The sequence below is a fragment of the Bacteroides sp. MSB163 genome, from assembly GCF_036416795.1.
In the GTDB taxonomy this organism is placed as follows: Bacteria; Bacteroidota; Bacteroidia; order Bacteroidales; family Bacteroidaceae; genus Bacteroides; species Bacteroides maternus.
This window is the reverse complement of the sequence record NZ_CP143867.1, coordinates 3847266-3868297: the sequence shown is the minus strand read 5'-3', so window position 1 is coordinate 3868297 and position 21032 is coordinate 3847266. Positions and strand designations below refer to the sequence as shown.

18 protein-coding genes and 7 pseudogenes are annotated in these 21032 nt (G+C 47.7%); 6 read left to right on the top strand and 19 right to left on the bottom strand.

Going from position 1 to position 21032, the window contains the following annotated elements; genetic code table 11:
* The first annotated feature begins 21 nt into the window (after positions 1–21).
* The 3 genes from VYM24_RS14650 (at position 22) to VYM24_RS14640 (ending at position 3146) form a co-directional block, all read left to right on the top strand.
* Entirely contained in the window at positions 22–1956 is a 1935-nt protein-coding gene (locus VYM24_RS14650) for a ParB/RepB/Spo0J family partition protein (protein WP_016268079.1), read from the top strand.
* Between the two features lie 129 nt (positions 1957–2085).
* Positions 2086–2325, top strand: a complete 240-nt coding sequence (locus VYM24_RS14645; RefSeq protein WP_016268080.1) for a hypothetical protein — start codon at positions 2086–2088, stop codon at positions 2323–2325.
* 359 nt (positions 2326–2684) lie between these two features.
* Complete coding sequence (locus VYM24_RS14640) at positions 2685–3146, top strand: hypothetical protein (RefSeq protein WP_016268081.1); 462 nt, start codon at positions 2685–2687, stop codon at positions 3144–3146.
* Between the two features lie 21 nt (positions 3147–3167).
* Here VYM24_RS14640 and VYM24_RS14635 read toward each other — a convergent pair whose 3' ends face one another.
* The 19 genes and pseudogenes from VYM24_RS14635 to VYM24_RS14545 form a co-directional block, all read right to left on the bottom strand.
* Positions 3168–4079, bottom strand: coding sequence for a M48 family metalloprotease (locus tag VYM24_RS14635; protein ID WP_016268082.1), 912 nt, complete (start codon positions 4077–4079; stop codon positions 3168–3170).
* A gap of 156 nt (positions 4080–4235) precedes the next feature.
* Complete coding sequence (locus tag VYM24_RS14630; RefSeq protein WP_016268083.1) at positions 4236–4697, bottom strand: TraQ conjugal transfer family protein; 462 nt, start codon at positions 4695–4697, stop codon at positions 4236–4238.
* Between the two features lie 25 nt (positions 4698–4722).
* Positions 4723–5313 (bottom strand): conjugal transfer protein TraO, encoded by a 591-nt coding sequence (locus VYM24_RS14625; RefSeq protein ID WP_016268084.1) that lies wholly within the window; start codon positions 5311–5313, stop codon positions 4723–4725.
* A 16-nt stretch (positions 5314–5329) separates the two neighbouring features.
* Positions 5330–6229 carry a conjugative transposon protein TraN gene (traN, locus tag VYM24_RS14620; protein WP_016278411.1) on the bottom strand — a complete coding sequence of 300 codons (900 nt, stop codon included), beginning with the start codon at positions 6227–6229 and terminating at the stop codon, positions 5330–5332.
* A 4-nt stretch (positions 6230–6233) separates the two neighbouring features.
* Positions 6234–6638, bottom strand: coding sequence for a conjugative transposon protein TraM (traM, locus tag VYM24_RS14615; protein WP_005655072.1), 405 nt, complete (start codon positions 6636–6638; stop codon positions 6234–6236).
* 12 nt (positions 6639–6650) lie between these two features.
* Complete coding sequence (locus VYM24_RS14610) at positions 6651–7502, bottom strand: conjugative transposon protein TraM (protein WP_330940296.1); 852 nt, start codon at positions 7500–7502, stop codon at positions 6651–6653.
* Positions 7486–7776 carry a hypothetical protein gene (locus VYM24_RS14605; RefSeq protein ID WP_009040011.1) on the bottom strand — a complete coding sequence of 97 codons (291 nt, stop codon included), beginning with the start codon at positions 7774–7776 and terminating at the stop codon, positions 7486–7488. The genes VYM24_RS14610 and VYM24_RS14605 overlap by 17 nt, the downstream gene beginning before the upstream one ends.
* A pseudogene (gene traK / locus VYM24_RS14600) lies at positions 7766–8389 on the bottom strand (conjugative transposon protein TraK). Before traK ends, VYM24_RS14605 begins: the two are co-directional and overlap by 11 nt.
* A 30-nt stretch (positions 8390–8419) precedes the next feature.
* Positions 8420–9433, bottom strand: coding sequence for a conjugative transposon protein TraJ (traJ, locus tag VYM24_RS14595; RefSeq protein ID WP_330940297.1), 1014 nt, complete (start codon positions 9431–9433; stop codon positions 8420–8422).
* A gap of 27 nt (positions 9434–9460) precedes the next feature.
* Positions 9461–10090, bottom strand: a pseudogene (locus VYM24_RS14590) (DUF4141 domain-containing protein).
* A 4-nt stretch (positions 10091–10094) separates the two neighbouring features.
* Positions 10095–10370: a hypothetical protein gene (locus tag VYM24_RS14585; RefSeq protein ID WP_004313115.1), complete on the bottom strand. Its 276-nt coding sequence runs from the start codon at positions 10368–10370 to the stop codon at positions 10095–10097.
* Entirely contained in the window at positions 10371–10502 is a 132-nt protein-coding gene (locus VYM24_RS14580) for a hypothetical protein (RefSeq protein ID WP_008020351.1), read from the bottom strand.
* 22 nt (positions 10503–10524) lie between these two features.
* Positions 10525–13029 (bottom strand): annotated as a pseudogene (locus tag VYM24_RS14575) (TraG family conjugative transposon ATPase).
* A 3-nt stretch (positions 13030–13032) separates the two neighbouring features.
* Positions 13033–13353, bottom strand: a pseudogene (locus VYM24_RS14570) (DUF4133 domain-containing protein).
* 23 nt (positions 13354–13376) lie between these two features.
* Positions 13377–13676, bottom strand: a complete 300-nt coding sequence (locus VYM24_RS14565) for a DUF4134 domain-containing protein (protein WP_009860229.1) — start codon at positions 13674–13676, stop codon at positions 13377–13379.
* A gap of 472 nt (positions 13677–14148) precedes the next feature.
* A complete protein-coding gene (locus tag VYM24_RS14560; RefSeq protein ID WP_016278418.1) occupies positions 14149–15081 on the bottom strand; it encodes a hypothetical protein in 933 nt (310 codons plus the stop codon).
* Positions 15082–15084: 3 nt separating this feature from the next.
* Complete coding sequence (locus VYM24_RS14555; RefSeq protein WP_016278419.1) at positions 15085–15627, bottom strand: DUF3408 domain-containing protein; 543 nt, start codon at positions 15625–15627, stop codon at positions 15085–15087.
* Between the two features lie 2 nt (positions 15628–15629).
* Entirely contained in the window at positions 15630–16040 is a 411-nt protein-coding gene (locus VYM24_RS14550; protein ID WP_016278420.1) for a ParA family protein, read from the bottom strand.
* Positions 16041–16103: 63 nt separating this feature from the next.
* Positions 16104–16298 carry a hypothetical protein gene (locus tag VYM24_RS14545; protein ID WP_025076634.1) on the bottom strand — a complete coding sequence of 65 codons (195 nt, stop codon included), beginning with the start codon at positions 16296–16298 and terminating at the stop codon, positions 16104–16106.
* An 892-nt stretch (positions 16299–17190) separates the two neighbouring features.
* Here VYM24_RS14545 and mobA point away from each other — a divergent pair.
* From mobA to mobC, 3 pseudogenes are all read left to right on the top strand, one after another.
* Positions 17191–17625, top strand: a pseudogene (mobA, locus tag VYM24_RS14540) (conjugal transfer protein MobA).
* Positions 17626–17773: 148 nt separating this feature from the next.
* A pseudogene (mobB, locus tag VYM24_RS14535) lies at positions 17774–18955 on the top strand (conjugal transfer protein MobB).
* A 46-nt stretch (positions 18956–19001) separates the two neighbouring features.
* Positions 19002–21014: pseudogene (gene mobC, locus VYM24_RS14530) on the top strand (conjugal transfer protein MobC).
* Positions 21015–21032: the final 18 nt, after the last annotated feature.

Here is a 21032-nt window from a genome sequence, read left to right as displayed (position 1 = left end):
AATATTTAAAAACTTATCATTATGAAAACGAACAAGAAAGTACAGAAGAACAGCGTGCAGAAATCAGAGAAAGAAAATGCAGTAAAAGTAACCGCTTTGGCAATCATCCCGAAGCCGATAATGTTACTCACACCGCAGGACGTGCCCACGGCTACCGAAGTGACGGCCTCCCTCGGAACGGCAGCCGTTCCCAACGTTACGGAAGAAACACCGCAGCAGGTCACGTTCAAGACACCGCTTGCAACGGCCACAGCCGAAACAGACCTTGACATCACCACCGTACAACCAAGCACGGACAACCACCGCAAGACATTCAATGACGCATCATTGCAGGAACTTGCGGAAAGCATTCGGGAAGTGGGCGTTTTGCAAGCCATTGCGGTACGCCCGCACACGGGAGGCGGTTATGAAATCATATACGGAGAACGCCGTTATCGTGCCTCACTGCTTGCAGGAGCAAAGACGATAAAGGCAACTATCTATAATAATATAACAGATGATGAAGCGGAAGATATGTCACTGAGTGAAAATTTACAACGTGAGCAGGTACGCCCCACCGAAGAAGCGAAAGCATTCAAACGCTTGCTTGAAAAGGGACGGTATGATATTTATTCTTTGGCAGGACGTTTCGGACGGAGCGAGAAGTATATCTATACCCGATTGAAACTGAACGAACTCTATGCGCCTATCGGTGAACTGTTAGACAATGAAACAATCACTATCAGCGTAGCCGAAGAGATAAGCACCTATGAACCCAATATCCAAAAGGACGTATATGAGAACCACCTCAAGACAGACAACAAGGACGATTGGAGCGGTTACACACTCAATCTGTTCAAGAAATATTTTGAGAAATACTACACAACCGACCTTAAGCAATACAAGTTCGACAAGACGGAATGCAAGGCATGCGTACACAACGCAGCCAATTACAACCTCTTTGCCGAGCATAACGGATGCGGACACTGCACAAACCGCAAATGTCTGGAAACCAAGAATGCCGCCCATGTGGCAAAAGAGACGGAGAAACTTTTGAAATCCGATCCGAAGTTGGTTGTCGCACGCCCCTACTACGGAAGCCGTAACGATATGGCACTACAAAAATTGGACAAGAAAGGGCATGAAATCAAGGAACTTGACTACAACGTATCGGCAAGGGAATTTCCAAAAGCCCCCGAAGCACCGAAGAAAGAGCAGTTCACCCAAGCGAAAGAGTACGAACAAGCGGTAGAGACTTTTGAGCGCAGAAACGAGGAATATGCCCGAAAGGTGGAGGAACTTGACCGCATGAAGGAGGAAGGCAGGATAAAGACCTATGTGAAGGTAGGGCAGACGGAACCCGAACTCTGCTACGTGGAGATAAACAGGAAGGAAACCGCCCCCGTCACTATCGGGACATTGCAGGAGAGGGACAAGCGTTTCAGACAGCTTTCTATTGAAAAGACCGTTGCCGACACGAAAAAGATTGTCCGGGAGAACGACTATCCCGAAAGCCCGTTCACGCAGTACGAAGACGGTATGGTTTATTTCGCCATGCTTGCCCAACTTCAAAGGAGACATTTTCCACTTTTCGGCATCAAAGACCAGCCTTTCGCATTGGACGAGAAACAGCGGATGAAAATCGTAGCCAAGCTGACGGACGCACAAAAGACCCTCATCAAACGGGACTTCATCAGTCATTTCCTTTGTGAAAACGGCCACGGAGACAACAACGCATCCAAGCTGTTAAGGGACTTCGCAAACATGCACTTTCCCGACCAGTACGGACTTGCCAAAGCCACCCACGAGGAAGAATATCAGAAACGGCATGAACGTTTGGAAGAAAGGATAAAGGAAATGAAGAAAGCGGAAAAGAAAGCAGCCAAAGAAGCGGAAAAACAGCAGACGGCAGAAAAGACGGAGAAGAAAGTCACCGCCCCGAAAACGGAGAAACCCGAAAGCGGAAAAGCCGCCTGAAGCCGAACAGAAAGCATGTGCCGGAGACAACATCCGGCACATCTTTTTCACCGCCCCCCAAGAGAACAGAGGGCAGGGCCGGACGACCCCACCCACACCGCCACCGTAAAACCTTTAAAATACCGATATATGAAGTATATAAGAACAGCCCCGAATGTGGAATATTCCACCGACAGGGATTTTTTTCTTGAGAATCAGATTGTCTGCATTGTAAGCAGGGAGGGCACGAAGTTTTGCAGTCTGATAGAGAACCGTTTGTTCATGCGTTCCGACAGCCGTCATATCAGCAAGCGGATGCAGATGCATATCATGTGTGAAATCCACGAGGACATCCGCCGCCTTCGCTATGGTGGCGAGCCGGTGGAATGACCTGCCACACCCCACACCTGAATACTTCTTCTTAAAAAAGTCGGGCAATCCCTATGCGGTTGCCCGGCTTTTTTCTATTTTTGCAGGGTTGAACCAAAAAAGAAAGTTATAAGATTAAAGATTTTGAATGATAACATATTAGAATAGCTTTTAGCTGTTTGTTCTTACTCTCGAAACGACCAAATTCAATGCAGGAGAATAAACGGGCAGAGTCCTTGTCATACACTAATGGCACGGTCTTAACTCGTTTCCTGCATGGGTGCTTGGTCGTACCGGAGAGTAGAACCTGTTAAGTTCCGTGCTTTTTTGGTACATAACAGGAAGTTACGGACAAGGTATTACTCAAAAATCATAGGAAGATGTACAACAAGAACGTTGCCATTACCGGCAGTACCATTGAAAAGACAACCAAATACGACTGGTTCAAGGAAGATAAAATCCGTATGGAACTCTACCGGATTATCCTTTCACTTTATAATGAAGGTTATCGCACATTCACCTGCAATCCGCATTCCTATATCGGATTATTAGGTGCGGATACGATAGTCATGCTGCGTGAAGCGGGCAAATGCCCGGAGATAATCCTTTCAGTAGCCATACCGGAAACCGCTTTTCCAGCAGATACCAACAAGGTGTATCGTGCCTTGTATGACGACTTGATAAAGCAGGCGGACAATAAAAAAATACTTCCGGAAAAAGAGTTTTTTGGCAATGCGCTTGTCGGTGGTCATATCATCTGTTATTACGATGACTTTTCCACAGAAATGCAGCAGATATACGCATCCGGTACTCCCTATACCAATATCCGTAAAATGATATAGGCACACATTCTTTACCGCAGGTTACAGTAGTTTCTCCAGCCGTGCAATCCGTTTTTCGGTGGACGGATGCGTACTCATGATATATTCGGTGAAAGTCGGACGCTCACCGTAAACGTCTTCCGTCCTTTTCAACCGGCGGAGGAAAGAAAGCAATCCTTCGCCGCAACCATATTTCACTGCATAGGCATCACAACGGTACTCGGCATATTTATTGATATTCACGTCAGTTATCCGGCTGATGCCGTATATAATCCGGTGAAGCAGTTTGTAAACGGCCCACCATAACTTCGCTATGAGTTCACCCACAAGGCCCAAAGCCGGAACCAATGCAAACACCATGCTGCCAATTATCCCGAATATCAAAGCCGGAATAAGAAATATACCATAAAGGCAACGGTAACCGAACGACTCCATCGAGAATAAAAGCACCTGATAGACAAAGTCGTAATGGGAGATATGCCCCACTTCATGGCTGATGATGCCCTTCAGCTCCTCATCCGAAGCGGAGGCGAGTACTCCGCCCGTCAGCCCTATCGTATTGAAACCGAATGCGGCGGCATTTACCCGAGCGTCATTGTTACGATAAAGTTTCAGCTTCCGGTTCATACCCATTTCTGAAAGCAACCGTTCCACCCTCATGCGATCGGAACTGTTCATAGGACGGTATCCTTCTTTTCTGCGTAGCACCCACACATTTAGCGGAGAAATGGAATAAAGGATGAATAACAGCAAAAGATAATACGGTAACGTATTGACTAAATACGGAATCACCCCCTCATCAAACAGCCCCGGTATATATGCCGGCCATATATGGCGCAAGATTGAAAGTAGCAATGCGTAAAACACCGTAATAAAGACAAAATTCACTATCGTGACATAAGCCAGCAGCAACAGCTTGCTGATGATACGGAATATTCTGAGTGTTGTTTTCATGCGTATATGATTGAACTATTAACTTCCGGCTAAATATAAAAACAAATTTTGTGCAATCCGGAACAATTACTTATTCATTTGTTTTCATTAAGCAAATTTCATAAAACAAAGACGATAGGTTTCCCCACCGTCTTTCTTGATAGATAATGGTAGCAGTTATTCCTTTGCCGTAGTGCTTTCTAAATCGAACGTCACCGTCATTTCTCTTTCCCTGCCAAAATTATCCCGGACAAAGAATTTCAGTTCCGAACGTCTGGCGCTTGTCGAACGGTAAAAGAGGGTGAATACCTGCTTCACCGGATTTTCCGTATCCAGTCCCGGCACCTCTGTCAGCGGCCTCACTTCCCGGTTCACAAGTTTTATGCCTTCACTGTCGGACACCTCTCCCTTGCCTTCCATCTGAATGTAACCTATTTCATACTCCGCCTTTTCATAGTCCCCTTCACGGTCAAGATAAAAGCGTATCTCCACCGTTTCACCCGTTGCAATCTGCTTTTGCAGATACCATGACGAGAGGCTGAAATCATAATCCTGCCGGATGTCTATCCCGTCGTTACAAGAACTGAAGGCCAGCGCCGCAAGCAGTGCGCCTATACATATATATAATACGTTTTTCATTTTTTGTTTCTCCTTTCTCTTTTTATTAGTTAATAATAAGGCGAACGCCCAATCCTATCTGGGTATGGAAGTTACCCGCATCCGTTCCGAACAGCGCCCTTTCCTTCACCTGCATCAGCAGGATAATCCGGTCTGTCAGCCAGACATCGAAAGCCGCCGTCAGGCCGCCGCCATAAATAAAGCAGTCACCGTTTGTCACTGCCGCCCCGTCAGGAAGCAGGGAGGTTCCCCAGTTGACTGTCTCGAAGCCGCCCAAAACGGAAAGTCCGATACGGAAACAGACGTTCCGGCCCTTGTCCGACAATACGGGAATAAAGTAACCGAGTTCCCCCGTGAACTGCGCTTTGGGTATTGCCTTATTTTCGTAGGTGTACTCCTTTATCTGATAATCCAGACCATACAGCCAGTAGGTACGGTTACGGTTGGAATGTGTAAAGGCCAGCGAGGTGAAGTAGTGGCGTTCGCCGCCACTCTTCCATGAAAGGAAATGATTCACCCCGCCCGATGTGAACTGTATGCCTGTCTGTCCCGGCAGGTCACGCTGCGCGTGTGCTTCGCCCGCAAAGAGCGACAACACGGCAACTGTCAGTATGAATAGTATTCTTTGCATATACATTATATTATATAGGTTATTATTTCAGATGCAGTTCACTGATTGGTTTTGCCGCCACAAGGTCTGTGTTCTCTATGCGGAACGACTGGTGACGGGCACCGCCCTTTTCGTAAACCTCCACGACGAGCAGTTTGTCATCCGGCAAGGTAAGTTTTGGCAGCACGAATATGTTACGTACCGTGGCTTTTCCGTCCACCGTTGTCAGACGATTGTATGTCCTTACCGGTTCTATGAAGTTCTCCTGCATGGCCGTGCGCTTGGCCACCTTCTTGTCGATAATTTTGAAACGGATATAGTCAATGTCGAACGATATATCCGAACTGTTGCGCAGGGAAGTATGCAGGTACAGCAGGTCATTGTTGATATAAAGCCCTTTGAGCAGTGTCTGTATGCCGTACTTCTTGCAACCGACATGCCTGATGTCCCTTTTGTTCTTCTTATACAGCGTGTACATGATACGGTTCACCACCAGCGGTGTCTCCCCGCCGAGTTCTTTCAGCTTCACGAACATGCGGTCGCCCGCAATCCCGCCTTCGGGATTGTCCCGGAGCCAGTCTTCCATCTCAATGGAAAGCCAGGCCGGTTCGTCCTTATAAACCACATTAAAAGAATAGAAACAACCGTCGGCAGTGATGACGGAGAAGTTCGTTTCCCCTTCAAAACCTTTCACCGCCGCCTTGATGCGTATTACATTTTCCGCTCCCGTGGCCTTGTCCGCTATGATGTCGAACGAACCCAAATCCACATATTTCACTTCGGAAGGGAAAAGGATATGTACGGTTTTCTGAAAAGTCACCTCAATCTTATGCGGTGAGATAATCTGGTTGGTGGGGAAAATCTTTGTTTCCACCGGTTCCTGCGCCTTTACCGACAATACGGTTAAAAGCATTACTAATGATAAAATAATTCTTGTCTTCATCTGATTACTGCTTTTTGGATATTAATAAAAGTTGATAATTCGCTTTCACAGCCACCTTCACCTCACGCATCTTTGTGGCCAGATATTGTGATCCGCCGCCAAGCACGCCCCTTGTCACGTCCATGACGAGTTGTTGCGAGGCACTGCGTGCGAACGAGATGCTTGTTCCGAAACTGCCCCCGATATTGGCAGCGGCTTCTTTCATGGCGGTACGTTCCGCTGTATTCGGAACGAAAAGTCCGGCCTGCCCGTCCATATCGTAAGCCGTTAGTTCCACCGGCAGGATATTCCCGCCACTCTCTATGGAGTTTACCGTGACTGCCATCCGCTGCCCTTCGATACGCACCGTACCATATAGCGGAGTATTGGCAGGTACAAGCACACCGCCCACTTGCAGCGGTTCCAGCAACCGGAACTTCAGTCATGCTCCGGTGGTCACTGTCTGGTCTTCAGCCACGCAGGCACGTATCGTATTGGCTCCGGCAAGCTGTCCGCCGCCCACGGCCGTGGCAAAACCGTAATTGCGGGGTATCGTGTCGGGTATCGGAGGTACGGCCAGTGACGAAACCACATTCTCCGTGGCACGTCCGGCAGCTATGGCGGCAGGATTGCCGGATGAACCGCCCGTAACGCCCGCAGGCTGTATGTTTTTCACCTGTCCCCCCGTCTGTCCGGGGAAATAGCGTGCCGCCATCTCATACGACTTTTCCATCAGTTCCAGCGGGTCTTGTCCTTTCCGTTCGCGTTCCAGCTTTTCGTTAAGCTCCTTCACCTGCCGTTCCAGTTCGTCCACCTTCGGACTCTCCTTCGGTTCCTGATAGAACGAGGTGATCTGCCTTGAAATCTGCCGCTGTTTTTCTCTGAACTCCCGGATAGCATCCGCTTTCGGTACATCTTCTTCCGGTTTCAGCCCGTCCGTTGTGTCCGGTGTCAGATAGCCCCCGGCCACATCTTGCAAGGTTCTTACCTTCTCCTGCCTGCGTTTCTTCATTTCTTCCAGTTCGTAAGCCTTCTGTTTGTCGGCCATCGTCTCCGGTGCGATAGCGTCGGGTATCGTCGTATTGATTCCCGCCATTCCTTCCACCGTTTCGGGTGTGTCCGGTTTGAAGATAAACCAGATGAACCCGGCGCAAAGCAGGGAGAGGAATGTCACCACGCCATAGAATTTCAGTTTGTCGGTAACCTTGCGGTTTAACTTCTTCTCCTTTTCGGATGCAGGTTCCGCTTTCTGCGTTTTTTTATTCTTTTCTTCTTTCTTATCGGATTGTGTCATTGGATACATTGTTTTTTAATGGTTGGATACTGTCCGTTTGGGGAAGCGCAATCCTTTGGAGATGCTGTACCTCAATCGGAAATTTGTCTGTCCCGCAGAAACCGCCCACGATGTAGGCAAGGTCGATGGCGGCGAAGAGTCCGAGCAGGTAAAGGATGATAATCCTTTGCTGCCGGTAGCTCAGCCGTTGCCACCGCCTGCGGAGTTTTATTATATATCGGTCTTTCTCCGTTCTGAACGAGTGGAAGACCTTTTTTATACCGTTATCTTTCATACTGTCCGATGTCCCTGTTTTCGATGATGGTAAAACTCTCTATCAGAAAGCCCTGCGGATTGTTGTCGCTCCGGGTTACATTCCTCAGACGGCAGGTGGTGACAAGCGACCTTTCGGTAACGCTGCTCGAACGGATGATGTGCTGCCGGCTATAGGTCTTCATCTCGTATGGATAACTGTTGAAATTCCCCTGTATGCTGTCCACCGTCAGCGTCTGCGAGATGTTTCCCGCGATCATCCGGTTGAAGTAGCCTTTCTCCTGCAAGTTCCGGTAGTAACCGATGGCACTTTCATCCGAAAGGTAAAGGGCACGCTGGATGTTGCTTTCAATGGCGCTCTTGTCCGGTGACAGGGTGAAAAACAGTTCGTGGAAACGTCTGATATGTTCCCTCGCTTCCACGGGGCGGTTCTGCTGCACGTCCTGCGAAAGTGCCAGCATCAGCGATTTTCCGCTGTCCAGTACATAGATTTTCTGCCGTTGCGCCTCGGCAAACTCGTATGCCTTTCAGGTGGCAAAGACCGTTACCAGTACGCATACTCCCAGGAATACCATTCCGAACAGCCGTAGCTGCCGGAACGATGTCTCGATGTTTTTTAATGATTTGAACTCCATGTCTTCTTTCTGTTTTTTTAAGTGATACGTTTAGAACATTTTCTTGATGCGTCCGGCTACCGATCCACCGACTGCCCCACCGACTGCCGCCGCACCGTTTCCGGCCATTTTCCCGGCACCGTTGGCCTTCTGCCCGTAAGCTCCCGCACCGCCTGCCTGAATAATCCATGAGGACACCGTGGGAACGCAGAAATAACCGATGATACCTATAATCATGAATATACAATACACACTGCCCGATGCGTCTGGTATGAATGTCGGGTCCTGCATCTGCTTGATGTCCTGCTGCAACATCAGAATCTGTATGCGTGAGAGGATAGCACCGAACAGGTCACCCACGGGCAGCCATAAGTAAATACAGATATAGCGTGACAGCCATGTGGTGAGCGTACTCTGGAATCCGTCATAGACGGCCAGCGCAAAAGAGATTGGCCCCAGTATGGAAAGGACAATCAGAAAGAAAGTCCTCAGCGTGTCTATCAGCAGCGAGGCTGCCTGAAAGAACAGTTCCAACAGTTCGCGGAACCATTGCCGTACTTTTTCCCCCATGTCATACACCGCCTTCTGCCCGTACATGTTTATCATCGTGTCCATGTCCCCCAGCGACCAGCCAAGCTCGTCTATCTTCTTGTCAAATTCCTCATCACTCACAAGGAAAGCCTTTGCCGGGTCACGGAGCATCGCTTCCCGTTCCAGTTCGTCCTTTTCTTCCTGATACTTTTTCATGTCGAAAGTCTGCTGTTCCACCAGTGAGGAAGTGGCACTGCATACGGGGGAAAGAATCCCGTTGATTGTACCCAGTACCATTGTGGGGAAAAACATGATGCAAAGCCCCAGCACAAACGGCCTGAAAAGCGGGAACACGTCTATCTCTTCCGCCCTTGAAAGGGACTGCCACACCCGGTACGCCACGTAGAACAGGGCACCTATACCGGCCACTCCCTTTGCCACGCTTGCCATATCCTCGCACAGCGGCATCATTTCATCGTAAAGCGAACGCAGCAACTCATGCAGGTTCGTCCAGTCTATTGATAGTAATACCATAGTCTATCTTTTTTTAATGATGAATGATTACCAGTAACGCTGGTCGTGTGTCCCGTACAGGGCAAGCACCCGCTGGGAATCCCCCTTCTTCTTGCTGCGCAGGTACGATATGCCGATATTCTTTCGGGTATAGTACCATGTCAGGTTCTTGTATTCCAGCACTTCGCCATATATCCGGTTGATGATGTCCAGCCGTTCCTTGTCGGTCATCGAGAGTCCGGTAGCCGTGGTCACTTCCTTCAAGTCCAGCAGCAGGTTGCTGCTTTCTTCAAGCAACCGGTTATACCCGAAAGCAATGGCCGAGAGTTCTTCCACGGTAAAATTCGGGTCGCCCATCATCGTATTGAAATTAGTCACGTAAATATCGCTGATGTCACCTACCAGAAGGATAGTCTGTTGTACCTTGCGTGCCCCTTTTACGAGATCGTGTACAGATTTCAAAGCGTCGTAGTAGGCCTTTCCCTGCTGGTAAATCTTTACAGTCTCCTGAAAGTTACTTCACATGTTCTGTGCCGTTGTGGAAGTCTGTACAATTTCATTGGCCGAGTTTACAATGCCTTGAGCAAGGTTCGTAGGGTCTATCACTGCCCATTGTGCTTTGCTTGTCACCGAAAGGGACAGTAGTGCCATGAATAAAATTATCATTCTCTTTTTCATGCGTCTATCTCCTTTCTTTGGTAAGTAAATACCGGCTGTCGTCATCACGGGCAAACAGTCCGTAACAGCCGAACAGCAATACCTCGCTTCCGCTGAAATACCCGATACATCCGGCATCCTTGTTCCCGTGCAGGAAAAGGTCGTCCCCTTTCCGAAGCGGGATATTGATTTCGGTATAACTCATTTCTCCGGCGAACAGCGTAGCCTTGTATCCCTTGAATCCGTCCGTCACGTGGTTAGATTTACGGATTGTCAGCGTGGAGCCGCCTTCCTTGTTCATTCAGTGACCGCAGATGCGGTCGTGTTCCAGTTCCTTCTTCATTTCCCCGATCAGGTTCAGCAGATCCAGATTGGTCAGGGTAGCATCTCCGAGTGCTTCCCTGCATTGGCTTAATAAATCTTTCTTACTCATTGTTGTCTATAGATTAATATGGTTACTTGTTTTCCTGCCGTTTGCTTTCGGCAAGCTGTTTGATAGCCAGCTCGATGTTTCCATCCAGCTTTTCCGTAAGGCGGGTAAGTTCCAGTTTTTCAGACTCTTCAGTCGTATAGCATATATACTCCTCGTCCGAGACTTCCGTTGCGTACACTGCACTTTGCGTGCCGCCAAGCCCTATCCAGACCTCTTTGTACCTGCGGTTGGCTGCATTGGCAAGATTGATCGAAAGTATCTGTGAGCGTTCCTTGTCCGTCAGACCGAGCAGGTTTTGTATCTGGTCGAACTTGTTCTGGTACTTCCTTTGGTCAAGCAGTATCTTGCAGTCCGAATTGTTGATGATTGTCTCCTTTACAACCGGACTCGATATGATGTCGTCCACTTCCTGCGTCACCACAACCGCTTCGCCGAAGAATTTTCTGACCGTCTTGAAGAGATAGCGGATGTAGTTTGCCATCCCTTCACGTGCGATTGCCTTCCAGGCTTCCTCAATCAGTATCATCTTACGGATACCCTGCAAACGTCTCATTTTATTAATGAACGTCTCCATGATAATGATGGTGACAACCGGAAAGAGGATTGGATTATCCTTCACGACATCCAACTCAAATACAATAAACCGTTTGTTCAATAAGTCCAGTTCCTTGTCCGAGTTCAGCAGATACCCGTATTCACCGTTCTTGTAATAGGGTTCCAGCACATTCAGAAAACCGTCCACATCAAAGTCCTTCTCCCGCACGTTCTTGTCTGCCAGTACCTTGCGGTAGTCCTTCCTTACAAAGTCATAGAACGAGTTGAAATTCGGCTTTATCTTCCGGTTCTTCTTTATCTTTTCGATATACAGGCTGACGGCATTCGAGAGCGCCACTTCTTCCGAGCGTCGGGGCGGCTCGTCCTCTCTTTTCCATAAGGTCAGAATCAGTGTCTTGATGCTGTCCCGCTTCTCGATCTCATACCGGTAATCCTGTGTAAAAAACGGATTGAACGAAATCGGGTCATTTTCCTGGTAGGTGAAATAAACCCCGTCGTCCCCTCCGGTCTTCTGATGTATCAGGTCACAGAGTCCCTTGTACGAATTTCCGGTATCCACCAGCAGGATATGCGTGCCTTGTTCCCAATACTGCCTTACCATATGGTTGGTGAAAAAGCTCTTTCCGCTGCCCGACGGGCCGAGGATGAACTTGTTCCGGTTGGTCACCACCCCCTTTTTCATGGGCAGGTCCGATATGTCGAGGAAGACGGGCTTTCCCGTCAGCCGGTCCACCATGCGCAGGCCGAAGGGGGAGAGCGAGTTCCGGTAGCAGGTTTCTGCCGTAAAGAAGCATAGTGCCTGCTCGGTGAACGTGTAGAAGCTTTCTTCCGAAGGGAAGTCCGCCTCGTTTCCCGGTATGCCCGCCCAGTAGAGGACCGGCAGGTCGGTGGTGTTATGACGGGGTGTGCATTCCATCAGCGCCAGTGCGCTGCCCACGTCGTTCTTCACCCGCCGAAGCTCATCCCCGTTTTCCGCCCATGCGATGATGTTGCAATGGCAGCGCACCGACTGCAATCCATTGGTATGCGCTTCATTCAGGTATTCGTCCAGCCACTCCTTGTTTATCTGGTTGCTGCGGCTGTACCGGGAAAGCGACTGCATGTTCTTTGCCGCCTTCTCGAAACGGGAAAGGTTTTCGTTACTGTCATCTATGAATATCCACTGGTTGTAGATATGGTCGCAGGGTAGCATTACGCCCACGGGGGCGGCATAACTCAAACGGCAGTCCGAGCGGTCTGTCGAGAGGCGTTCGTACCGCCCGTCCGTTTTAACTTTACCCGGAAGGTCATCGAGGTCGGAAAGTGTATGCAGGCAGAGCCGCTTGTCACCGATACGCATCTCGTCCGGATTCAATTGCATGTCCTGCAACATGGTGGTTCCGTCTGCCGAGAGCGTAAGGTACCGTTCGATAATACCCGGTTCGTTTTCCGTTCCCGTAATCTCTTCCGTGGTCAGCCGTTCCAGCCTGATAAGTCCGCTGTCGTTAACGATACTTTCAAACTGTCCCACCGCTTCCATGAAACGCTCCACCGTTTCCTTGTCCCTTATCTCCTTCGGAACCAGAAAACCACGGCAGAGCGTGTTCCAGTTGCTTTGTTGCCGGGAGCGCTCTTTGGTGGTCTTGGTAAGGAACAGGTAGCAGGCGTGGTGCAGGTAGGGACGTTCGTTGAAGTGGCGTTCAAAACTGCGGGAGAGAAAGCTGAGTTCGTCCCGGCGGATGTCCGGCTCGTATTTCTCCGTGATGAAAATATCCTGTTTGTGCAGGATTGAATAGTTCGGCAACACCTTGATTGCCTTCGCTCATGTGGCGTGCATAGCCTCATATTCTGCGGATGATACCGAAAACACTTCCGGCAGTGTGACCCGGAAAGCGACCGTGATGTCGGCGTCCTTGCTGACGATGCAGCCGTGTTCCACCGCCATGATGGGAAACTTGCTTTCCAGTGTGGATGCTTTTAATATACTTCTCATAATTTACGATTGTTGTTTGTTGATCAGACGTATGATACGTTTTCGTGAGAGGATTCTCCGGGGATGCTGCCGGGCCGCGAACAGCTTCATCAGCCCGTGGCTACCGTATTTACGGTTCAGCGTAAAGGTCAGCCATACCAGTATCGTAGCCGCCGATACTCCGAAACCGATGCAGATTCACTGTCCGACGCCCGCCATATACATGATGACGAACATCACGAATACGGCAAGCAGGCCGGCAGCGAAAATAAACAGGTATTGTGCCCGGAGTCCCTTGAACTCAACTTCACGGCCCACCCCTTTATTTATTTCAAAATCAGCCATAAGTTATTGTCTTTTTTATGTTTTTAGAGGAAGAACGACCTCAGAATGGTGGCGGCGACTATCAGAAAGATACAGGCTCCGAACCACGAACTGGCAGTTTTACTCGTGTCGGGGTCGCCCGAACTGAACTTCTGATATACCTTGATTCCACCGACGAGGCCGATTACAGCACCGATTGCATAAATCAGTTTTGTGCCGGGATCGAAATATCCGGTCACGAGTTGTGTCGCTTCGGTGATACCTGCCTGCCCGTTTCCTTGTGCCATTGCCGCACTTGCCGCTGCAACAGCGGCCAGCATCATAATCAATCTTTTCTTTTTCATTTATTTCCGTGATTTTTAAAATGATTAAAAAAGCCACGGACTGCCCCTTTCACTATCCCCATAAGGCAGCCCGCAGCCGCTTATGGTTTATTGATTCAGGGGGTAAGTTCCGGCCGGAAATCAGCCGGAGTCATAATATGCCATTTGCATTGTCACTTGATTTGGTGGTGAAACATTCTTGTTAATTCTCTCTTGAAAGCGGGATGCGGATCATCCCGAATCATAATAGCTTTTTGTCATTGCCACTGTCGTTTTATGGATAAGTTAATGGAATGATTGTCTCTCTGGGAGTTAATAGGTTTCCCCTTATGACGGGAAACCACCGTTTGTCAACTTGAATCGAAATACGTCATAAACATGGATGATACGTTTTATTGTTGGTTTTCTACCGAATCTCTCTCTTTATAGTGATACGGGCCATCAACCCGTATCAAAATAACCTCTTGCCATTGTTACCTCCTTTTTTAATTGGTTAGTCACTGTCCGGAGCAGCCTCATTCAAATGTTCGGCTTCATCCAGAAATTTGTTGATACGGCTGTCGCTGCCATTGATGCTTTCCAGTATCGAACGTTCAATCTGCGTATCTTTGATATGGTGGATTGCCCTTAAAAGGGACAATCGTTTGTCTGTCGGAATATCCTTGCCATTGCAGAGGTCGATAATCAGGTCAATCTCTTCCGGCCCGATACCGGCTGCACTGCCCAGATAATCTTCACGGGCACAGTTCAAATCTTCCAGTCCCTCGTTCAACTCGTCGGTATCCACGTCGTCACCGTTTTCAGTCTGTCCCTTATTATCCTCAAGCCTGCCGGAACTGTCGGCCTCAAAAGCCCGCCACTCTTCCACGCGCTTGTCCCGGAACAAATCCGGGATGCGCTCAGGCGGCACTTGTACAGCCTTCTGCGTCATTGTTTCCTCGGTTCTGTCAGCAAAAGTAGAGGCATTTTCCTTACCTGCAATAGCCCCGGAACCGATGGCGTTTATTGGCGGCTGTTGGCGTGTACCATAGCTTTTTGTAACGACAAGGCTGTCCGTTTCAGGTTGTTTTTGGGGTGGTTTTTCCATATTTTTGCCTTCTGCTTTTTTCTTAGCTTCTACCTTTTCGTCATCCTTCATTTCCGCTTTTGCAGTCGGAATATTCCTCTTTTCAGACTCCGATACCACCGGAACCTCTTTCTTTTCCGTTTTCCCTTTCGTGCGCCTGCGTCCTTTCTTCTGTTCCTCCTTTACCGGATCGAACCATCCGGCTATGCTCCGCAAGGTTTTTGCCATGCGGCGGCGTGCCTTACCGAAACATATTTCGCCAAGCTGTCCTCTGAACAGGAACTTGTCCATGAACAGATAGGCGAACAGCAACCAGAAGAGAACGATTCCGGCTTCATAGTAACCTGATTGTATATCCATAACCTAAAATATTTTGTTATAACTCTTTTGGAGATAAGTCTTCACCTCATCCGCATGTTTCTCAAAATGTTCTTTCAATACATTGTCTATGTAGTTTCCTACCGTCAACTGCCGTTTTCCGGCAATGCCCACGATGACCGATATCTTTTGGTGCAGTTCCTTGTCTATATATACCCCCTGTCTGCCTTCGCATTTATAGGGTGTGAGGAACTTACGGATAAAGTCAGCCAGTGTCGTGCGAATCGTTTTCGGTGACGGTCTGTCCGTAACGACTTCCGAACAGTTGGTATCATCTGCACCGGAAATATCCCGGACTATTTCATTTGTACCATTATCCACTGTTTCGTTCACATCGTTAACTGCCGTTTCGTCCACACTATTAACCTTTTTACCCTTCTCATCGAATAAGGCGTTTTCTCTTTTACCGCAGGTCTCTCCGGTAACGGAAAGGACCGGAGATAAGGCAGGTTCCGAAGGCACACCCGCCATTAAGCTACGCAGGTACGCTTCATCCACCGGATTCTGTCTGCTTGTTTTCTTTGCCATGACTATTCGGTTTTAAGTACAGATATGATTTCATCCATGAACGTATCGAAGCCGCACTCTCTGGTGAAGGCCGCATCGGGAGCGAACAGCGTACTCCGGTAAACGGGGCCGCCGGTAACGGACAAGTCTTTGGTAAAGTTGCTGCGCACTGGAATACGTGTTCCAAGGCAGTCCAGCCCTAACAGGGAGAAGCCTTGTTGATACACATCATACAAGGTCGTGCGCTCCCTGCGGTCAACCATGTTCCAGAACAGATGAAGACTTTTCAGGGAGGACACGCCGGTCTTTATCAGCCGGTCATTAATGGTGGTCGCAAAGTTCAGCGTACTTTCCAGCACAAGACGGTCTGCCTTTATCGGCACGAACAGATAATCGAGCGCACTGATTGCGGCTATCACCCCGTCACTGCCCATTGTGCCGGGCAAGTCGAACAGTACAATATCATAATGCGTATCCGCTTTCCCTTCAAATGCCCTTCACTCCGCCATGCAATCAGCCGGGTTACTACCGATGACCGGATAAGCCTTTTTCTTCAATCGTCCGGCCTGCTCTACCAAGAGGTTCTGATAAACAGGTGTGGTCTTCACCACTTCTATATCCCGTTTTTTCTGTTTGATAATCGAATGTTGCGGATAGTCGCAATCCATCACTGCCACGTTCAACTCTTTCACATAATGCAGTCACGATGCCGCATAAATGGTGAATGTTGATTTACCCACACCGCCCTTTTGGGAGGCGAACGAAACGAATACTGTTTTCTGTCTCTTTTCCATTGTTACCTAATTTAAGTGAATAATTTGATATATTGATAATTAAGCAGATAGACATCTATCCGCTTATTCGTTCTGTCATTTCATTATCCGCTTAGCTTTATAGTTATATAGTTACTTAGCTATAAAGCTATCTGTCTATTTAGCTATATACTTACATAGCTATAATTATATAGCTATTTATCTATCCGGCTATATAGCTATCTGGTTGTCTGCATAAATATTCGGCTAATAGTCCATTTATCTGAATAACGGTGTATCCGAATATCCACTTGCTTGTCTATACATTTTTATAAATGTATAGCTGCATAAGCGGATATATAGCTTTATGAATGCTTGTCTGAAAACATACTTAATCAAATGGCTATTCAGATAGAAAGCTATTCAGATAGAAAACCGTCCGGATAGCTATCCTGATAACTACCTTTTTATCTATCTAAATAAGTAGCTGAATAGCTATCCGGCTGCAAATAAACCTCAAAAAGAGCATCCGTAATGTACGTGTGGTTTCAAAGTCATTTATTGGCGGCTGTTGGCGGGATACCGGGTAATAGCCATACCGAAAAAACTATCTACCTTTGTCGCCGGGAGAGCGCAGCCCGTTCTCGAAAAGAGAACGTCAAACAAATCCTTCAGACCTTTAATCCGGCTCAGCCGGATTTTAATATGCGTCAGCATATAGCGAGGTGTACTTTCAGCGGTTGAAAATATTTCCACCCGCTGAAAGTCTCTCCCCGAAAGTTCTTTCGTGGATGTCAGTTCTCCTAAGTCGAACTTCCTAAATTATTCATGTATGAAAGATGAAACAAGAATCCGTGGCGCCGCAGGGCGCAAGGTGCTGGCAGACCCGCGCACGCACCGCTATTACCTCTGTCTCAATGACGGAGAGAACGAAAAGTTTATCTCCATGTTCGAGCAATCGGGCATGAAAAACAAAGCCGAATTTATCTTCGCCCGTATCTTCGGTTGAGAGTTCAAGGTAGTGAAGATTGATAAGGAAGCGCAGGAATATTATGCCCAGCTCACCGCTTTCTATCAGCAGTTCCGACGCATCGGGAACAACTATAACCAATGTGTAAAGACCATCCATACCATTTACGGGGAGAAGAAATCGCTTGCGTTTCTCTACAAACTCGCTGAAGAAACCCGTAAACTGGAAGAAGTATGCAGGCAGGTTATCGAACTTACAAAGCGATACGAAAAGGAGTATCTCACTAAAAAGGAATAACGTCATGGTACCGAATATCACATCGGGCAGTTCGTTTTACGGAGTGATTGCCTATAATAAAATAAAGGTGGACGACGGTACGGCAAAGGTATTGTGACACCCGAAAATAGCGGCGGACACTTCCGGCAATGTGCCGATTGAAAACTGCGTGCAGGCTTTCGAGCCTTATATCGCACTCAACTCGCACGTCAGGAAACCGGTTATCCACATCTCCTTGAATCCATCCCCGAAAGACATTCTTTCAAAAGAACAAATGACCGTATTGGCGCAGGAGTTCATGGAAAAGTTCGGTTACGGGAACCAGCCCTATATCGTATGACTACATGAAGACATAGACCGCAAACACATGCACATCGTTTCGGTACGCATCAACGAGAAGGGAGAAAAGATAGACCACAACCGGGAGGCTATCCGGGCACAGAATATCTGTCGGGATATGGAAGTGAAATACGGCCTTCATCCCACACTCGGAGAACACAATGAAAGGGAATTACTATCCCTGCAAAAAGTGGATTATCCGAAAGGTGACGTGAAAGCGCAGGTGAAGCATACCGCCCGTACTCTACTGGAATGTTACAACTGCCATTCGCTTGCCGAATACAACACCCTTCTGAATTTGTATAATGTCACTGTTTACGAAGTCAGGGGAAGCGTGGACGGAAAGGAATATCACGGCATCATGTACGGAGCTTTGGACGATGACAGGCAGCAGGCGGGAACGCCTTTCAAATCCAGCAAATTCGGAAAAGTATTCGATTATGAAGCCCTGCAAAAGAAGTTTGCCGCTTCTGCCAAAAAGGTGAAAAGGAACAGCCTTGCCGAAAGGGCACGGCAGGAAATAGTCAAAGCCATGCAGGACATAAGTACGAAAGAGGATTTTGCCCGCAAGCTGAAAGATGCGGATATAGAAGTGGTTTACCGTATCAATCCCGAAGGACGCCTGTACGGTATCACTTTCATAGACCATACCAGCCGGACAGTGTTCAACGGCTCGCGTTTGGGCAAAGCCTTTTCAGCCAATGTATTCAACGAACTGTTCAACAATCCGGATGCGGACCGTACAAGGCTGATACCACTACCGGAGCAGGATACGCCCCGGCAGGAACGGGAAACGGATGCGGAAGAAAGACAGGAAAGGGAGGAATACCGGCAGCAGGAAAATCAAGGCAACTATCAGAGTGAACCGTCCGGCAGTCTGATTGATACGTCCGCACTCGGTGCCATTGACATTTTCTCCGTACTCATGGAAGATGACCATACGCACGAGTACATCGATCCGGCTTTCCGCTTCGGGCGCAAGAAAAAGAAGAAGCGCAGGCGCAGGTTATAATATAATAATGTATGGAACAAGAAGTCTAATTTTAATAGTTACAATTATGCAGAATGAAGATGATTTAAGAGGTCTTGCCAAAGTCACGGACTTTATGCGGGCCATCAGTTTTTTATTTTTGGCGATACACATCTATTGGTTTTGTTACGGCTGGCTACAAGAAATGGGCTGAACGCTCGATATAGTGGATAAGATACTGTCCAATTTCCAGCGTACCACCGGACTGTTCTCAGTGCTTCTTTACACCAAACTGTTTTGTGTCCTCTTCCTCGGTCTGTCCTGTATGGGTAACAAGGGGGTAAAGAAGCATGAAATCACATGAAGGAAGATAATTGTTGCGGCCATAGCGGGCACTATACTCTTTTTCCTGAACTGGTGGTTGTTGTCCGTCAGTGCATCATCAGATGTGTGTGCGGTATTGTATGTCACGACTTTAATCAGTGGTTTCTTCTGTCTGTTAGCATCCGGTTTATGGATAAGTCGTCTGTTGAAGAACAACTTGTTAGAGGACGTTTTCAACCGGGAGAATGAATCCTTCATGCAGGAAACAAAACTCATGGAAAACGAGTATTCCGTCAATCTGCCGACAAAGTTCTGGTATAAAGGGAAGACATACGACGGATTTATCAATCTTGTAAATATTTTTCGAGCAACAATGATATTAGGAACGCCAGGGAGCGGGAAGTCCTATGCGATTGTCAATCAGTTTATCAAGCAAACCATCGAGAAATCCTATGCGCTCTACATATACGATTTCAAGTTTGATGACCTGTCGGTTATCGCTTATAACCATCTGATTAAATACAGACACCGTTATAAGATACCACCCAAATTTTATGTAATCAACTTCGACAATCCAAGAAAAAGCCATCGTTGTAACCCGTTGGCACCCGAACTGATGACGGATATTTCGGATGCGTATGAATCCAGTTATACCATCATGTTGAACCTGAATAAAAGTTGGGTGCAAAAGCAGGGAGACTTCTTTGTGGAATCTCCGATAGTGTTGTTTACTGCGATAATCTGGTTTTTGAAGTTGTATGAAAACGGTAAGTATTGCACATTCCCACATGCCATTGAATTACTTAATAAAAGGTATGAAGACGTATTCACCATTCTGACAAGCTATCCTGATTTAGAGAATTATTTGAGTCCGTTCGTTGACGCATGGAAAGGCGGTGCTGCGGAACAGTTGATGGGCCAGATTGCATCCGCTAAAATTCCACTGTCAAGACTGATAAGCCCGCAATTATATTGGGTAATGTCCGGCAGTGATTTTACGTTGGATATCAACAATCCCAAAGAACCCAAAATATTATGTGTCGGCAACAATCCCGATAGAATTTCTATTTATGGAGCAGCTTTAGGTTTGTATAACTCCCGTATTGTGAAGTTGATAAACAAGAAAAAGCAAATGAAAAGTTGTGTGATTATTGACGAGTTACCCACCATATTCTTCAAAGGTCTGGATAATCTGATTGCCACGGCACGAAGCAACAAGGTTGCGGTCGTGTTAGGTTTTCAGGATTTCAGCCAGCTAAAGCGCGATTACGGAGACAAGGAGGCCGCCGTCATCATGTCAACTGTGGGTAATGTTTTTAGCGGCCAAGTGGTAGGTGAAACAGCGAAAACTTTGTCAGAAAGGTTTGGAAAGATTCTACAAAAGAGGGAATCCATGAGCATCAACCGTAACGATATTTCTACTTCCATCAACACGCAACTGGACAGCCTGATACCTGCCAGCAAAATCAGTACACTTTCGCAGGGCATGTTTGTCGGTGCCGTAGCTGACAATTTCGGAGAGACAATAGAACAGAAAATTTTCCATGCGCAGATAGTGGTGGATAATGAAGCAGTACAGAAAGAGACGGCGGCCTACCAGCCAATTCCCGAAATCAGCAGCTTTCTGGACGAGAACGGCAATGATACAATGGAACAGCAGATACAAGCGAACTACCGGCAAATCAAACAGGATATTGTCGAACTGGTGGAGAACGAACTGATTCGCATAGAGAATGATCCAGCACTTAAACATTTGTTGGGAGGGGAAGATAATTAACCAATTTCACTAGTGTCC

Coding starts and splice junctions, on each gene's coding strand:
- VYM24_RS14650 (WP_016268079.1), top strand. CDS start 22: ATGAAAACGAACAAGAAAGTACAGAAGAACAGCGTGCAGAAATCAGAG.
- VYM24_RS14645 (WP_016268080.1), top strand. CDS start 2,086: ATGAAGTATATAAGAACAGCCCCGAATGTGGAATATTCCACCGACAGG.
- VYM24_RS14640 (WP_016268081.1), top strand. CDS start 2,685: ATGTACAACAAGAACGTTGCCATTACCGGCAGTACCATTGAAAAGACA.
- VYM24_RS14635 (WP_016268082.1), bottom strand. CDS start 4,079: ATGAAAACAACACTCAGAATATTCCGTATCATCAGCAAGCTGTTGCTG.
- VYM24_RS14630 (WP_016268083.1), bottom strand. CDS start 4,697: ATGAAAAACGTATTATATATATGTATAGGCGCACTGCTTGCGGCGCTG.
- VYM24_RS14625 (WP_016268084.1), bottom strand. CDS start 5,313: ATGTATATGCAAAGAATACTATTCATACTGACAGTTGCCGTGTTGTCG.
- traN (WP_016278411.1), bottom strand. CDS start 6,229: ATGAAGACAAGAATTATTTTATCATTAGTAATGCTTTTAACCGTATTG.
- VYM24_RS14610 (WP_330940296.1), bottom strand. CDS start 7,502: ATGACACAATCCGATAAGAAAGAAGAAAAGAATAAAAAAACGCAGAAA.
- VYM24_RS14605 (WP_009040011.1), bottom strand. CDS start 7,776: ATGAAAGATAACGGTATAAAAAAGGTCTTCCACTCGTTCAGAACGGAG.
- traJ (WP_330940297.1), bottom strand. CDS start 9,433: ATGGTATTACTATCAATAGACTGGACGAACCTGCATGAGTTGCTGCGT.
- VYM24_RS14585 (WP_004313115.1), bottom strand. CDS start 10,370: ATGAACAAGGAAGGCGGCTCCACGCTGACAATCCGTAAATCTAACCAC.
- VYM24_RS14580 (WP_008020351.1), bottom strand. CDS start 10,502: ATGAGTAAGAAAGATTTATTAAGCCAATGCAGGGAAGCACTCGGAGAT.
- VYM24_RS14565 (WP_009860229.1), bottom strand. CDS start 13,676: ATGAAAAAGAAAAGATTGATTATGATGCTGGCCGCTGTTGCAGCGGCA.
- VYM24_RS14560 (WP_016278418.1), bottom strand. CDS start 15,081: ATGGATATACAATCAGGTTACTATGAAGCCGGAATCGTTCTCTTCTGG.
- VYM24_RS14555 (WP_016278419.1), bottom strand. CDS start 15,627: ATGGCAAAGAAAACAAGCAGACAGAATCCGGTGGATGAAGCGTACCTG.
- VYM24_RS14550 (WP_016278420.1), bottom strand. CDS start 16,040: ATGGGCAGTGACGGGGTGATAGCCGCAATCAGTGCGCTCGATTATCTG.